Below are 14,976 nucleotides of genomic sequence, written 5' to 3' on the forward strand. Positions count from 1 at the left end.
AGTCCTGAACTGCCTGTCCGGCGCGCCGCTGACGCGCCGACGCCGGTGTCGGCCGTGCCGCTGGTGCGGGTCCGTGCCGATGTGCTCGACCGCCTGGTCAACCAGGCCGGTGAAGTGTCGATTGCACGTTCCCGCGCGGAAACCGAAGTGGGTGGCTTGCGCCAGTCGCTGGTCGACCTGACCGAGAACGTGTCGCGCTTGCGTTCCCAATTGCGCGAGATCGAGATCCAGGCCGAATCGCAGATGACTTCGCAGATGGCGTCGTCTACCGAGCGTGAATTCGACCCGTTGGAGTTCGACCGTTTCACGCGGCTGCAGGAACTCACGCGGATGATGGCCGAGAGCGTCAACGACGTCGCCTCGTTGCAGGGCACGCTGTCGCGCTCGCTCGACAATACCGACGCCGCACTCGACAGCCAGGCACGGCTCACGCGCGAACTACAGCAGGACCTGATGCGGGTGCGCATGGTGCAGTTCGCCAGCATTTCGGAACGGCTGTACCGCGTCACGCGACAGACCGCCAAGGAAGTGGACAAGCGCGTAAACCTCGACGTGCGCGGTGGATCGGTGGAAATCGACCGTGGCGTGCTGGAAAAAATGGTCGGGCCGTTCGAGCACTTGTTGCGCAATGCGATCGTGCACGGCATCGAGTCGCGTGCGGCGCGTGCGCAGGCGGGAAAAAGCGAGATTGGCGAGATCCAGCTTGAAGTGCGGCAGGAAGGCAACGAGGTCGTCATCCAGTTTTCCGACGATGGCGGCGGACTCGACCTGGCGCGCATCCGCAACAAGGCGCAGGCCGTAGGCTTGCTCGCTGCCGATGCACAGCCGGCCGACGCCGAGTTGCGCGACCTGATTTTCCATCCCGGCTTCACCACCGCATCCGAAGTCACCGCGCTGGCTGGCCGCGGCGTCGGCATGGACGTGGTGCGCTCGGAAGCGGCCTCGCTGGGCGGGCGCATTGAAGTGCAAAGCGACACTGGCCAGGGCGCCCGTTTCCTGATCCGGCTGCCGCTGACGCTGGCCGTCACGCAGGTGGTCCTGCTGTCGGCCGGCGGCAAGATATTCGGCGTGCCGTCGGTGCTGGTTGAGCAGGTGCAGCAGCTCAAGTCCGGTGCGCTGGCCTCGTCCTACAACGCCGGCGCCGTGGTGTGGCAGGGCCAGCAGGTGGCGCTGCATTACCTGCCGGCGCTGCTGGGCGACGCCGTCAGCGTGCCGGTGACGCAGCAGTATTCACCGCTGATGATCCTGCGCAGCGGCAACGAGCGGGTGGCGATCCATGTCGACGAAGTGATCGGCAACCGCGAGGTAGTAGTCAAGAACATTGGCCCGCAACTGTCGCGCCTGGTGGGTATCGCCGGCGCCACCGTGCTGGGCACCGGCGACATCGTGCTGATCTTGAATCCTGTGCCCCTGGCGCAGCGTGCCTCGGCCAATGCGCTGCGCTTGCCGCGACCGGGTGATGCGCAGGCCGCCGGCGAGATGGGCGCAGTGGCCGAAATCGGCCTGGAAGAAGCTGCCGGGACCGAGTCGGTACAGGGTTTGCGCTCGCAGACCATCGTCATGGTGGTCGACGACTCGCTGACCGTGCGTCGGGTGACGCAGCGGCTGCTGGCGCGCGAAGGCTATCAGGTAGTGCTGGCCAAGGACGGCATCGATGCGCTTGAACAGTTGCAGTCGATCACGCCGGACATCATGCTGCTCGACATTGAAATGCCCAGGATGGACGGTTTCGACCTGGCCCGCAATGTCCGCAGCGACGAGCGCACGCGGCAGATGCCGATCATCATGATCACATCGCGCACGGCGGCCAAGCATCGCAATTATGCAACCGAGCTGGGCGTCAACGAATACGTCGGCAAGCCATACCAGGAGGCCGAACTTCTGGCTCTGGTAAAGGGTTTTGTCGAGCGCAAGGTGACCGCCAGCTAGCCGCCGGATGGGGGCGATTGCCCCGGGTTAATCGCAGGTCATCAATCGTGCCGCATGATCGCGCTGCATCGATCGTGCGGCGCGGATCGCTCTGCATCCATCGTTTGCGTCAACAGTCCGGCATCAATCGTCCTGCATCGGCCGATCTTCCGCGCCTGCGCCTTTTTTCACCACCCCGTAGCGCTCCAGCGTCTTCTTGCGTGCCAGGTCGTGCGCCACCAGCGGACGCGGGTAGTTCTCTCCCAGCCGCACCCCGGCCTGGCCGAGTGACTCGGCCGTTGCCAGCCAGGGGGCATGGATGTCCCTGGACGACAGCCGTGCCAGCACCGGCAGGTATTTGCGGATGAACTTGCCTTCGGCATCGAAGCGCTGCGACTGCGTGACCGGATTGAAAATGCGGAACCAGGGCTGCGCATCGCAACCGGTCGACGCCGACCATTGCCAGCCGCCATTGTTGGCCGCCAGGTCGTAATCGTTGAGCCGCTCTGCGAAAACGCGTTCACCGCGCCGCCAGTCGATCCCCAGGTCCTTGACCAGGAAACTGGCGCTCACCATGCGCAGGCGGTTGTGCATGTAACCGGTCTGGTTCAGTTGCAGCATGGCGGCGTCGACCAGCGGGTAGCCGGTGCGGCCCTCGCACCAGGCGGCGAAATCCTGGTCTGCCTCGGGGCCGCTTTCCCATTCGACGCGCTCGTATTCAGGTCGGAAGGCGTGCTGCACGACATGCGGAAAGTGGTGCAGGATCATGAAGTAGAAATCGCGCCAGATCAGTTCGCCCAGCCAGACGCGCGCGCCGTCGCCGCCGGCGCCGGAGCGCATCGCATCCAGTGCCAGCCGCACCAGGGCGCGCACCGGAACCGTTCCGAAGCGCAGATGGACCGACAGATAGGACGGGCCTTTCACGGACGGATAGTCGCGCGCGTGGTCATAGCGTGCCAGCCGTGGAATGAAATCTTCGATCAGCGCGGCGCCGCCCGACATGCCGGTGGCAATGCCAAGCTGGCGCAGGTTGGTGCGCTCGAAGCCGAGTGTCTCCAGCGACAGCGGCGCTGGTGCGCCAGGCGGCGCCGCCAGCGTTGCCGCCGGCGGGTCCGACAGGAATGCGCCCAGCGCCGGGATGTCGGCGGCCGCGATAGCAGCCTCGGGCAGCAGTTTTTTCAGCCAGGCATTTTTGTAGGGGGTGAATACGCCGTACGTGCCCCCGGCCTGGGTCAGCACCTCGGACTGTTCAAAAATCACCTGGTCCTTGAAGCTCTGCAGGCGTTTGCCCTGCGCCTGCAACGCAGCCGCGACGGCCGCATCGCGCGCGACTGCTGCCGGTTCATAGTCCCGGTTGACCAGTACCGCATCGACCTGCAAGGCGTCGGCCAGGCGCGGGATTTCATCAGTGGCAATGCCGTGCAGCATCATCAGGCCGCCGCCGCGGGCACGCAAAGCGGCGTCGAGTTCCTGTACGCTGTCGAAAATGAATTCCACGCGGCGGTCGGCCTTCAGGCCTTTTTCCAGCAACGGGTCGAGGATTTCACGGTCGAACACAAAAACGCAGAACACGGCGCTGCTGTGCTGCATCGCGTAATGCAGGGCGGCATGGTCGAAATCGCGCAGGTCGCGCCGGAACCATACAAGACTTCGCTTAAGTCTGGACATTGGGAATGCGTGGAATCAAGAGCGCCATCCGGGCTCGCGTCAAACTGCAATCCAGGCGCAGATCGGGGCGGACACGGAAACACGCGTAAAAAGTAGGGAAAAGCGGTATCCGGAAGTGGAACCCGCAAAGCGCGATCCAAAGGCCGGGCAGGCGACATCATACAGCCAAGCCCGATGTGATGAATTGACAAGCAAAGCTGATAAAATCCACCCATGCCATCGTCGAAGACCAGTCATTCCGAAACCCGCCCCGCAGCCGGCGTCGCCGCCGGCCAGGACCAGGCAGATACCGGCCTGCACCTGGCAGACCATTTCCTGATCGCGATGCCGTCCATGCTCGACCCCGTATTCGGCGGCACCGTCGTTTATATGTGCGAGCACAACGAGAACGGCGCACTCGGCGTGATCGTCAACAAGCCGACCGACATGACGATGAACGTGCTGTTCGAGCGGCTCGAACTTGCGCTGGAGATCCAGCCGACCCGCATGGGCGTGGGCGACCGGCCGGTGCTGTTTGGCGGCCCGGTCCAGGTTGAGCGCGGTTTTGTGCTGCATGCGCCTTGCGGCGCGTACTCATCCACCGTGACCGTGACCGGACAGGTTGCACTGACCACCTCGAAGGACGTGCTGGAGGCGGTTGCCGCCGGCACCGGCCCCGAGCGCATGGTCGTCACGCTGGGCTGCGCCGGCTGGAGCGCCGGCCAACTGGAAGAGGAAATCGGGCGCAATGGCTGGCTGACGGTGCGCGCCGACCCGTCGATCATGTTCGACCTGCCGGTGCAGGATCGCTTCGTGGCGGCGATGCGTTTGCTGGGCATCGACCCCAGCATGCTCAGCGGCCAGGCGGGGCACGCCTGAGCGGCGCCATTGAAAACCTGCCTTGCCTTTGATTTCGGCCTCAAACGCATCGGGGTGGCGGTTGGCAATACCGTCGTGCGCCAGGCGCAGCCGCTGCTGATCATCGACGAAGCGACCAACGACGGCAAGTTCCGCGCAATCGCCAAGCTGGTCCAGGACTGGCAGCCGGGCGTGTGCGTGGTCGGCCTGCCGCGTTATCCTGATGGCGCGGAACACGAGATGACGATAAGATGCCGACGCTTCGCCAATCAACTGCATGGCCGCTTTGGCCTGGAAACCGTGCTGGTTGACGAGCGCTTCTCGTCGGCAGTGCTGCCGCAGCGGCGAGGCGAGCGGATCGATGCGCAGGCAGCCGCAGTCATCCTGCAACAATACTTTGACGAACATGCCCAATCCTGATCTTGATGCAGAAGCCCTGTACCAGACGCTCGCAGCGCAGGTCCGGCAAGCGCTGTCTGCTGTCGCAAACCCGGCGATCGTCGGCATCTATTCCGGCGGCGCCTGGCTGGCCGAGCGGCTGGCGGCCGAGCTGCAACTGACGCAGCGCCTGGGCTTCATCGACGTCTCTTTCTATCGCGACGATTTTGCCGAAAAGGGCCTGCATGCGCAGGTCAAGCCGAGCCAGATCGGGTTTTCTGTCGACGGCGCCAGCATCCTGCTGGTGGACGACGTGCTCTATACCGGCCGCACCACGCGCGCGGCCATCAACGAACTGTTCGATTACGGTCGTCCCGACCGCATCATGCTGGCGGCGCTGGTCGACCGTGGCGGACGCGAGTTGCCGATTGCCGCCGATTTCGTCGCCGCCACCGTACAGTTGCCGCCAGCGCAATCGCTGGTCCTGCAAAAGGCAGACGACGGACGGCTCTCCTTTACGGTGGACCATGCATAACCCACAACTCAATAAAGACGGCGAGCTGCAGCACCTGCTCACCATCGAGGGGCTGCCCAAGGCAGTCATCGACCGCATACTCGATACGGCGTCCTCGTTCGTCGGCATTGGCGACCGCGAAGTCAAGAAGGTCCCGCTATTGCGCGGCAAGAGCGTGTTCAACCTGTTCTTCGAAAACTCCACGCGCACCCGCACCACGTTCGAGATCGCATCCAAACGGCTGTCGGCCTACGTCATCAACCTCAATATCTCGGCCTCCAGTACCAACAAGGGCGAGTCGCTGCTCGACACCATCGACAACCTGACGGCGATGCATGCCGACATGTTCGTGGTGCGTCATGCGCAGTCCGGCGCGCCCTACCTGATCGCGCGCCATCTGTCCGATACCGGCCAGTCGCATGTGCACGTGGTCAATGCCGGCGACGGCCGCCATGCGCATCCGACGCAGGGCTTGCTGGACATGTACACGATCCGGCACTACAAGAAGGACTTCACCCAGCTGCGGGTGGCGATCGTGGGCGATATCCTTCACAGCCGGGTCGCGCGCTCGGACATCCACGCGCTGACCACGCTGGGCGTTCCCGAAGTGCGCGCAATCGGTCCGCGCACGCTGTTGCCGGGCGGGCTGGAGCAGATGGGCGTGCGCGTCTTCACCAACATGAATGAAGGCCTGAAGGATGTCGACGTCATCATCATGCTGCGCCTGCAAAACGAACGGATGAGCGGCGCGCTGCTGCCGTCGGCGCAGGAATTCTTCAAGAGCTACGGCCTGACGCCGGAGCGGCTGGCGCTGGCCAGGCCGGATGCCATCGTCATGCACCCGGGTCCGATGAACCGCGGCGTCGAGATCGACTCCGCCGTGGCCGACGGCGCGCAGGCCGTGATCCTGCCGCAAGTCACCTTCGGCATTGCGGTGCGCATGGCGGTAATGAGCATACTGGCGGGGACCTGAGCCATGAAGATTGAAATCATCAACGGTCGCCTGGTCGACCCGGCCAACCAGGTCGATGCCGAATCGGCGCTGTACGTCGCTGCCGGCAAGGTGGCCGGCATCGGCCGCGCGCCGGACGGCTTTCGGGCCGACCTCAGCATCGATGCGCGTGGACTGGTTGTCGCGCCCGGGCTGGTCGACCTTTCGGTGCGGCTGCGCGAACCCGGCTACGAATACCGGGCCACGCTGGAGTCGGAATTGCAGGCGGCGGTGCAGGGCGGTGTCACCACGCTGGTCTGTCCGCCGGACACCGATCCGGTGCTCGATGAACCGGGCTTGGTCGAGATGCTCACGCATCGGGCCCGACTGCTCAACAAGGCGCATGTCCATCCGCTGGGCGCACTGACCATGGGCCTCAAAGGCCTGGCCCTGACCGAAATGGCAGAACTGACCGAGGCCGGTTGCATCGGCTTCTCCCAGGCCGACCAGGTCATTACCGACACCAATGTGCTGTTGCGCGCGCTGCAGTACGCCAACACCTTCGGCTACACCGTCTGGCTGCGACCGCAGGATGCGCACCTTGGCCGCCACGGCGTGGCGCACAGCGGCCCGATTGCATCGCGGCTGGGCCTGTCCGGCGTGCCGGTGATTGCCGAAACGATTGCGCTGCACACGATATTCGAACTGGTGCGGGCAACCAATGCCCGCGTCCACCTGTGCCGGCTGTCGTCGGCAGCCGGCATCGAACTGATGCGTGCGGCAAAGAAAGACGGCTTGCCGGTCACTTGCGACGTCGGCGCCCATCATGTCCACCTGACCGACATGGATATCGGCTTTTTCGATTCCAATGCGCGCCTGGTACCGCCATTGCGCTCGCAACGCGACCGTGACGCGATCCGCGCCGGCCTGGCAGATGGCACCATCGACGCCATTTGTTCGGACCACACTCCGGTCGACGACGACGAGAAAATGATGCCGTTCGGGGAGGCATCTCCCGGCGCAACCGGCCTTGAATTGCTGCTGTCGCTGGCCTTGCGCTGGGCCGACAGCGATGCGGCCAACCCCGGCGCATTGTCGCGCGCGCTGGCCAAGGTGACGTCCGAGCCGGCCCGCGTGCTGGGCCTGGCCTGCGGCCAGCTTTTGCCGGGCAGCGACGCCGACATCTGCATCTTCGATCCGGCAGCACGCTGGAAAGTGGCGCCAGGCGCGCTGGCCAGCCAGGGCAAGCACACGCCTTTCCTGGGATTTGAGTTGACGGGCCAGGTCCAGCAAACCCTGCTCGGCGGGCAGGTGGTCTATCATCGCCCGCCGCGCTGACGCCTGATGCGCGCCTGGTACCTGCTGCGGCTGCTGGTGCACCTGGCCGCCGGCCTGGCTACCTGCGTCGTGGTCTTTCCGCTGGCCGATAGCAGGCGGCGCGATCAGCTGGTGCGGCGCTGGTCGGTCAAACTGCTGCGCATTTGCGGCGTGCAGGTGCGCACCCGCGTGCCGGCCGGCATCGACGACAGCGAGCCGGCGCTGATCGTGTCGAACCACATTTCCTGGCTCGACATCTTCGTGATCAATGCACGCCAGCCGTGCCGCTTCGTTGCGAAATCCGACATCCGCGACTGGCCGCTGGTGGGTTTCCTTTGCGAAAAGGCCGGCACCGTATTCATTGCCCGTGGCCGGCAGCGCGACGTGCGCCGCATTTACCAGGGCCTGGTGGCGAGCGTGCGTGGCGGTGAGCGGGTCGCGTTTTTCCCCGAGGGTACGACAGCCACCCAGGGCACCGTACTGCCTTTCCATGCCAATCTTTTCGAGGCGGCGATTGAAGCCGGCGTGCCGGTCCATCCGTATACCGTGCGCTATGTGGACCAGGCCGGCGAATTGCATGCGGGCGCCGACTTCGTGGGCGACACCACTTTCGCGCAAAGCGTGATGACGATCCTGGCGACGCGCGACCTGATTGCCGAAGTGACCCTGTTGCCGCCGATACCGACCGCGAACGCCCATCGGCGCGAATTGGCCGACGCCGCCCGCGCCGCGATTGCCGAAGCGCTGGCAGCCCGACCCGACCCCGTCCTTTAGCCGGGTTCCTGGTAGCGGGCGCAATCCACCTGGAACAGCGCCCGGTCATGCAGCCGGATGGCGCTGAGCTTGCCGCCCCAGACACAGCCGGTATCGAGCGCGATCAGGTCCGGGCGCAGCACCAGCCCGAGCGTGGACCAGTGGCCGCAGACGATGGTGGTGTGCGCCGTCTTGCGGCCGGGCACGTCGAACCACGGCATGAAGCCGGCCGGCGCTACGCCTGCGCCAGCGGCTTCCTTGGTCTTGAATTCCATGCGGCCGCCGGCATCGCAAAACCGCATCCGGGTCAATGCATTCACGATGCAGCGCAGGCGGTCATGGCCGGTGAGCTTGTCATCCCACTGGTCGGGCATGTTGCCGTACATGTCGCGCAGGAATGCGACCCAGTCCGGGCCGCTCAGCGCTTGCTGCACCTCGTGCGCCAGCGCCAGGGTTTGCTGCACGCTCCATTGCGGCAGCACCCCGGCATGGATGAACAAATGGCCGTCGCGCAGCAGCGCCAGCGGCTGGCGGCGCAGCCAGTCCAGCAGTTCGTCGCGGTCCGGCGCGGCCAGGATATCGTCCAGCGTATCGAGCCGATGCGGCGTACGGATGTGGTGGGCCGCAGCCAGCAGGTGCAAGTCATGGTTGCCAAGCACCACCGCACCGCGCTCGCCAAGCGATTTCATGTGGCGCAAGGACGCCAGCGATTGCGGCCCGCGGTTGACCAGGTCGCCGACGAAGACGAAAAACGCATCCTCGTCGCCCTCCCGGCGCACGCGCTCGACCAGCATCGCCAGTGCGTGCTCGCAGCCTTGTACATCGCCAATCGCGTAGGTAGGACTCATCGGGGGCCTTGGGTTGGCAGCGGGTCAGGAAAAGGGCAAAGATCAAAAAAACAGCAAACGGCGAAAGTAAAAGCCAGGCGCTTGCGCTGGCGCCGGCTGACAGGGGTGTTGTTTGCACTAGAATGTCGGTGCGCGGCATCACCACTTGCGGCAGACGACCGGGTATCGATGATACCTGCGGGCAGCATGACATTCGACAAGAACCCAAAAATGACTGACATTTCCGCTTCCATTTTCAAGGCTTACGACATCCGCGGCATCATCGGCCAGACACTCGACGCCGAGGTCGCGCGCCAGATTGGCCGCGCTTTCGGCAGTGCGGTGCGCGCGCGCGGTGCATCGGCCGCCGTCATTGGCCGCGACGGCCGTCTGTCCGGCCCCGAATTGTCGGCGGCGCTGGCGCAGGGACTGCAGTCGGCCGGGGTGGACGTCATCGATGTCGGCATGGTCGCCACGCCGATGCTCTATTACGCGACCCAGGTGCTGGGTCCGCGTTCGGGCATCATGGTCACCGGCAGCCACAACCCGCCTGACTATAACGGCTTCAAGATGGTACTGGAAGGCGATGCCATTTATGGCGACACCATCCAGGACCTGTACCGCGCCATCACTGCGCAGCAATTTGCGACCGGCCAGGGCAGCCTGCGCCAGCATGATATCCGCCAGGCCTACCTTGATCGCATCGTCGGCGACGCCAGCATGGCGCGACCGATGAAGATCGCAATCGACTGTGGCAATGGCGTCGCCGGCGCCGTTGCCGGCGACCTGTACCGGGCGATGGGTTGCGAAGTGATCGAATTGTTTTGCGACGTCGACGGGACTTTCCCCAACCATCATCCCGACCCGGCGCATCCCGAGAACCTGCAAGACCTGATCCGCTGCCTGCAGGAAACCGATGCCGAACTGGGCCTGGCTTTCGATGGCGACGGCGACCGACTGGGCGTGGTCACCCGCGACGGCCAGATCATTTACCCGGATCGCCAGTTGATGCTGTTCGCCGCCGATGTGCTCACCCGCCATCCGGGGCAGAAAATCCTGTACGACGTCAAATGCACACGGCACCTGGCGCAATGGGTGCGCCAGCATGGCGGTGAGCCGCTGATGTGGAAGACCGGCCATTCACTGGTCAAGGCCAAGATGCGCGAGACCGGCGCGCCGCTGGGCGGCGAGATGAGCGGCCACGTGTTCTTCAAGGATCGCTGGTATGGCTTTGACGACGGCCTGTATGCCGGTGCGCGCTTGCTGGAATTGATGAGCCGCGAGCGTGACCCCTCGGCCGTGCTCAATGCCTTGCCGCAATCGACCAGCACGCCCGAACTCCAGCTCAAGCTGGCCGAAGGCGAGAACTTCCGCCTGATCGACAAGCTGCAGCGCGAGGCCACTTTCCCCGGCGCCCAGCAAGTGATCACGATCGATGGCCTGCGCGTCGAATATGAAGACGGCTTTGGCCTGGCGCGTTCGTCCAACACCACGCCGGTCGTGGTGATGCGATTCGAGGCCGAAAGTCCGCAGGCGCTGCAGCGCATACAGCAAGAGTTCAAGCGCGTCCTGCTGGCGGCAAAGCCAGACGCAGTGATGCCGTATTGATCGCCGCTGCTGGCCGTTTGCGCTGACATTTCGTGAAGATCCTGCTCGTACGCGTCTCCTCGCTCGGCGACGTGGTTCACAACATGCCGATGGTGGCCGACTTGCAGCGCCGGTTTCCCGGCGCGCAGATCGACTGGGTGGTGGAAGAAAGCTATGTCGACCTGGTGCGCTTGCATCCCGGCGTGCATCGCATCATCCCGTTCGCGCTGCGGCGCTGGCGGCGCAGCTTGTTCAAGCCTGCCACGCGCACCGAGATCCGCGCCTTCCTGGCCGCACTGCGGCAAGAGACATACGACATGGCATTCGATACCCAGGGCCTGCTGAAAACCGGCCTGGTGCTGGGCCTGGCCAGGTTAAAGCCCGGGGCGCCGCGGATTGGCCTGGCCAATGCCACCGAAGGTTCCGGCTACGAAGGGGCATCGCGCCTGTTCCACACCCGCAGCATTGCCGTGCCGCGCCGCTGTCATGCAGTCGAGCGCGGCCGCCTGGTGGCGGCGCAGGCATTGGCTTATCCGATCGACACCGCGCCCGACTTCGGCATGGCATTGCCGGTTGCCGCAGACGGCGGCCGCTGGCCCTGGATGCCGGCGGGCGAGTACGCCGTCTTTTTCCACGGCACTGCGCGGGCGGCAAAGAAATGGCCGGTCGCGTCATGGATCGCACTGGCGCGGATGCTGGATGCACGCGGCATGCCGGTATTGCTGCCGTGGGGAAGCGAGCAAGAGCAGCAAGTGGCGCAACAGATCGCCGCCGGCAGCCGCAATTGCACAGTCCTGCCGCGCCTGCCAATGATGCAAGCCGTTGGCCTGGCCGCCCATGCCGCGCTGGCGGTCGGCGTCGATACGGGCCTCACGCATGTGGCCGCCGCCTACCAGCGGCCGACCGTGGAAATCTATTGCGACTCGCCGCGCTGGAAGACAGAAGGCAACTGGTCGCCGAACATCATCAACCTGGGCGACCAGGGGCAGGCGCCGGGTATTGATGCCGTCTGGCAAGCCGTTGCCAGCCTGCTGCCGCACAACGCAGGACCGTCGGCATGATCGTGCGCTGGCTGTATTCGCTGGCCTGGCACCTGGCATTGCCTGCCGTGCTGTTTCGGCTGTGGTGGCGCGGCAAGCGCGAGGCCGGCTACCGCTTGCATGTGGCCGAGCGCTTTGGCTGGTATCGCCGCGCCGGGCCGGCCGGCCGCACAGTCTGGATCCATGCTGTTTCTGTTGGCGAAACGCGGGCGGCAGAGCCGCTGGTCGATGCCGTGCTGCAGGCCTGGCCGGACTGCCGGGTGCTGCTCACGCACATGACCCCGACCGGCCGCGCCACGGGCGCGGCCCTGTTTGCCGGGCATGGCCAGCGCGTGCGGCAATGCTATCTGCCCTATGACATCGGCTGGATCGTTGCCCGTTTCCTGCGCCACTTCCGCCCGCTTGCCTGCGTGCTGATGGAGACCGAAGTGTGGCCTAACCTGCTGCACCAATGCGTGCGCCACCAGGTGCCGGTCGCGCTGGTGAATGCGCGCTTGTCGGCCCGCTCGCTGCGGCGTGCGCAGCGCCTGCACGCATTGATGGGGCCAGCGGCGCGCAAGATTTCGCTGGTGGCGGCGCAAACCGACGAGGATGCACGCCGCATCGCCGCGCTGGGCGTCGCGCCCGTGGAGGTGGTCGGCAGTGTCAAGTTCGACGTCGCCGTGCCACCCGCCATGCTGCAACTGGCGGCCCGCCTGCGTGCCGGCATGCCGGCGCAACAGGTGCTGTTGTGCGCCAGCACGCGCGATGGCGAAGAGGCGCTGATACTGGACGCCTGGACCGCGGCGCCGCTGGAAAACGTCTTGCTGGTGATCGTGCCACGCCATCCCCAGCGCTTTGACGAGGTGGCGCGAATGATAGAACAGCGCGGATTGCGGCTGATCCGTCGCTCCGCAGCCGATGCCGGACCATCCCCCTTCAATGGCGGCGCTGCCGTCTACCTGGGCGATTCGATGGGAGAAATGTTCGCCTACTATGGCGCTTGCGATATCGCTTTCGTCGGCGGCAGCCTGTTGCCCCTGGGCGGGCAAAACCTGATTGAGCCTTGTGCGGTGGGCAAGCCGGTGCTGGTCGGGCCGCACACCTTCAATTTTGCCGCGATTACCGATGCCGCCATTGCCGCCGGCGCGGCGATCCGATGCAGCGATGCGGCGCAGGTGCTGGAGCAGGCCGGCCGCCTGTTTGCCGACGCCGCACGCCAGCAGCAAATGGGGCGACAGGCGCTGGAATTTGCCCGGCAGCACCGGGGTGCGACGACGCGCACGCTGGAATTATTGCGTCCGCTGATCGAAAACCGGGCCGACGCTCGAGTTGGGACGCGATAACGGGCGCTGGCCAATGGTCAGAAAGTGGCCGATTCCGAGATCGGTGTGACGGCGCTCAAGCGCCCGCAAGCCGCCTCCTCAGCCGACCTTGCTAAGGCATGAAGCTGCCGCCGTTGACATCGATGATGGCGCCGGTCGAGTAGCTGGCATCAGGCGACACCAGAAAAGCAACCGTACCCGCAACCTCTTCCGGTCGCCCCATGCGTCCGGTGGGCACCGTCGCCGCCAGGCGGGCATTGACGTCGCCGCCGACAGCGGCCGTCATCTCGGACTCGATCCGTCCGGGCGCAACACAATTCACTGTAATGCCGAACGCGGCGACTTCACCGGCCAGCACGCGCGCCAGACCAGTCATGCCTGACTTGGTCGCCGAATAATGCGCGCCGGGCACCGGTGTCCGGGTACGTGCCGACTGACTGGTGATCATCACGATCCGTCCCCATCCATTTTCTTTCATCACCGGCAGGCAAGCTTTCGTCATCAGGAAGGTGCCGGTCAGGTTGACGTCCAGCACCCGGCGCCACTCTTCCAGCGGCATGTCGATCACTTCGCGTTTTTTGCCATCATGCTTGGGGGAGATGCCGGCGTTGTTGACCAGGACCGCAAGCAGCGGCCACCAGTCTGCCAGCGCCTGCGGCAGCGCCAGCACCGCCGCCTCATCGCTGATATCGATCTGCAGGCTGCGCACTGCGTGACCAGCTTGCTGCAGGGCGCCGGCAGCCTGTGCCACGGCGGGATCGCGGTCCAGCAATACGGTCTTGTAGCCGTCGCTGGCCAGCCGGCTGGCAATCGCCAGGCCAATGCCGCGCGCCGCGCCGGTGACGATGGCGACCTTGCTGTCGGGCTTGTGCTTCGAATTCATCTTCACTCCAATCTATCAATACAATTCAGTGACGAACAATGTGGCCTGCTTATGATTTAATCGGCCAAAGAAAATATTGAGGACCATCGAGCACATGGAACTACGTCACCTGCGCTATTTCCTGACGGTTGCGGAAACCCTGCATTTCGGCCAGGCCGCGGCCCAGCTGGGAATTGCGCAACCGCCGCTGTCCAGACAGATCCATGACCTGGAATCGGAAATCGGCACGCCGCTTTTTTACCGCAATCCGCGCGGCGTGGCGCTCACCGATGCCGGAACAGTTTTCGCGCAACGAGCGATGCAGATACTGGCGGCGACCAACGAAGCCGTCACTGAAGCGCGCGACGCCGGCGCCGGGCGCGGCGGACGACTGGTGATCGGCTTTGTGCACTCGCTTGCTTATTCCCTGTTGCCGCAAATTTTGCCCGGCTTCCGCCAGCATCACCCGAGCATTGCGGTTTCGCTGCGTGAAATCACGGTCAATGAAAAAGAAAGCGCGCTGCTGAGCGGGCATATCGACATCGGCATTTTTCGCCCACCGCCGCGCCACCCCGAAATCGCCAGTGTCGAGGTCAATGATGAAGGCTTCGTGCTGGCCTTGCCGCCACACCATCGGCTGGCCCGCAAGCGGCGCGTTCCGGTGGCGGCACTGGCCGGCGAAAACCTGATTCTGTTCCCGGCGCTGCGCGGTGACGTCGGCCTGTCCGGCACCATCGCCGCATTCCTGCGTCAGCACAACGTGCCGGTGAAAAAAGGCGAAGAAGTCGGCACCATTCACGCCGCCCTGGGCCTGGTCCTGGCGGGCGTGGGCGTCACGATCGTTCCCGAAAGCTCGACCATGGTGAACATCGCCGGCCTGGTATTCCGTCCGTTCGTCGAGCCCACCACGCGGGTCACATCTTGCGTGTGCTGGCGAGCCCAGGACAAAAGCCGCCTGGTCCATGCCTTTCGCCAGTATGTGCGCCAGAACTGCAGCAAGCCGAACCCGCAGGACAGCCGTAGCGCTGCGGATTGGGCCTGAGTGCGGCA

Annotated in this window: 14 protein-coding genes; 11 read left to right on the forward strand and 3 right to left on the reverse strand. The window is 65.0% G+C overall.

Annotated features, from left to right (window positions below):
- Positions 1-1,929: response regulator (locus tag Q7T64_RS02455; RefSeq protein ID WP_304790611.1), on the forward strand; the 1,929-nt coding region annotated here is incomplete at its 5' end.
- Positions 1,930-2,052: 123 nt separating this feature from the next.
- Here the strand turns inward: Q7T64_RS02455 and Q7T64_RS02460 are convergent.
- A complete protein-coding gene (locus tag Q7T64_RS02460) occupies positions 2,053-3,576 on the reverse strand; it encodes a deoxyribodipyrimidine photo-lyase (protein ID WP_304790615.1) in 1,524 nt (507 codons plus the stop codon).
- Positions 3,577-3,789: 213 nt separating this feature from the next.
- Between Q7T64_RS02460 and Q7T64_RS02465 the strand changes: the two genes are divergently transcribed.
- The 6 genes from Q7T64_RS02465 to Q7T64_RS02490 are packed head-to-tail and all read left to right on the forward strand — an operon-like array spanning position 3,790 to position 8,327.
- Positions 3,790-4,434 (forward strand): YqgE/AlgH family protein, encoded by a 645-nt coding sequence (locus Q7T64_RS02465; RefSeq protein WP_304790617.1) that lies wholly within the window; start codon positions 3,790-3,792, stop codon positions 4,432-4,434.
- Between the two features lie 9 nt (positions 4,435-4,443).
- Complete coding sequence (gene ruvX, locus Q7T64_RS02470; protein WP_304790620.1) at positions 4,444-4,833, forward strand: Holliday junction resolvase RuvX; 390 nt, start codon at positions 4,444-4,446, stop codon at positions 4,831-4,833.
- On the forward strand, positions 4,820-5,326 hold the full coding sequence (gene pyrR / locus Q7T64_RS02475; RefSeq protein ID WP_304790624.1) for a bifunctional pyr operon transcriptional regulator/uracil phosphoribosyltransferase PyrR: 507 nt from the start codon (positions 4,820-4,822) through the stop codon (positions 5,324-5,326). The genes ruvX and pyrR overlap by 14 nt, the downstream gene beginning before the upstream one ends.
- Positions 5,319-6,278, forward strand: coding sequence for an aspartate carbamoyltransferase catalytic subunit (locus Q7T64_RS02480; protein WP_304790627.1), 960 nt, complete (start codon positions 5,319-5,321; stop codon positions 6,276-6,278). Before pyrR ends, Q7T64_RS02480 begins: the two co-directional genes overlap by 8 nt.
- A gap of 3 nt (positions 6,279-6,281) precedes the next feature.
- Complete coding sequence (locus tag Q7T64_RS02485; protein ID WP_304790630.1) at positions 6,282-7,574, forward strand: dihydroorotase; 1,293 nt, start codon at positions 6,282-6,284, stop codon at positions 7,572-7,574.
- A 6-nt stretch (positions 7,575-7,580) separates the two neighbouring features.
- Entirely contained in the window at positions 7,581-8,327 is a 747-nt protein-coding gene (locus Q7T64_RS02490; protein ID WP_304790633.1) for a 1-acyl-sn-glycerol-3-phosphate acyltransferase, read from the forward strand.
- Here Q7T64_RS02490 and Q7T64_RS02495 read toward each other — a convergent pair.
- On the reverse strand, positions 8,324-9,154 hold the full coding sequence (locus tag Q7T64_RS02495; RefSeq protein ID WP_304790636.1) for a symmetrical bis(5'-nucleosyl)-tetraphosphatase: 831 nt from the start codon (positions 9,152-9,154) through the stop codon (positions 8,324-8,326). The genes Q7T64_RS02490 and Q7T64_RS02495 overlap by 4 nt on opposite strands.
- A 210-nt stretch (positions 9,155-9,364) precedes the next feature.
- Between Q7T64_RS02495 and Q7T64_RS02500 the strand changes: the two genes are divergently transcribed.
- The 3 genes from Q7T64_RS02500 to waaA are packed head-to-tail and all read left to right on the forward strand — an operon-like array spanning position 9,365 to position 13,085.
- A complete protein-coding gene (locus tag Q7T64_RS02500) occupies positions 9,365-10,741 on the forward strand; it encodes a phosphomannomutase/phosphoglucomutase (RefSeq protein WP_304790639.1) in 1,377 nt (458 codons plus the stop codon).
- A gap of 32 nt (positions 10,742-10,773) precedes the next feature.
- On the forward strand, positions 10,774-11,781 hold the full coding sequence (gene waaC / locus Q7T64_RS02505; protein ID WP_304790642.1) for a lipopolysaccharide heptosyltransferase I: 1,008 nt from the start codon (positions 10,774-10,776) through the stop codon (positions 11,779-11,781).
- Between the two features lie 2 nt (positions 11,782-11,783).
- Positions 11,784-13,085 carry a lipid IV(A) 3-deoxy-D-manno-octulosonic acid transferase gene (gene waaA / locus Q7T64_RS02510; RefSeq protein WP_304790695.1) on the forward strand — a complete coding sequence of 434 codons (1,302 nt, stop codon included), beginning with the start codon at positions 11,784-11,786 and terminating at the stop codon, positions 13,083-13,085.
- 91 nt (positions 13,086-13,176) lie between these two features.
- On the opposite strand, the gene Q7T64_RS02515 is transcribed toward waaA, so the two are convergent.
- On the reverse strand, positions 13,177-13,947 hold the full coding sequence (locus Q7T64_RS02515) for an SDR family NAD(P)-dependent oxidoreductase (protein WP_304790646.1): 771 nt from the start codon (positions 13,945-13,947) through the stop codon (positions 13,177-13,179).
- Positions 13,948-14,041: 94 nt separating this feature from the next.
- Here Q7T64_RS02515 and Q7T64_RS02520 point away from each other — a divergent pair, with 94 nt between their 5' ends.
- A complete protein-coding gene (locus tag Q7T64_RS02520; RefSeq protein WP_304790649.1) occupies positions 14,042-14,968 on the forward strand; it encodes a LysR family transcriptional regulator in 927 nt (308 codons plus the stop codon).
- Positions 14,969-14,976: the final 8 nt, after the last annotated feature.

Source organism: Lacisediminimonas sp., from assembly GCF_030645335.1.
In the GTDB taxonomy this organism is placed as follows: domain Bacteria; phylum Pseudomonadota; class Gammaproteobacteria; order Burkholderiales; family Burkholderiaceae_D; genus Lacisediminimonas.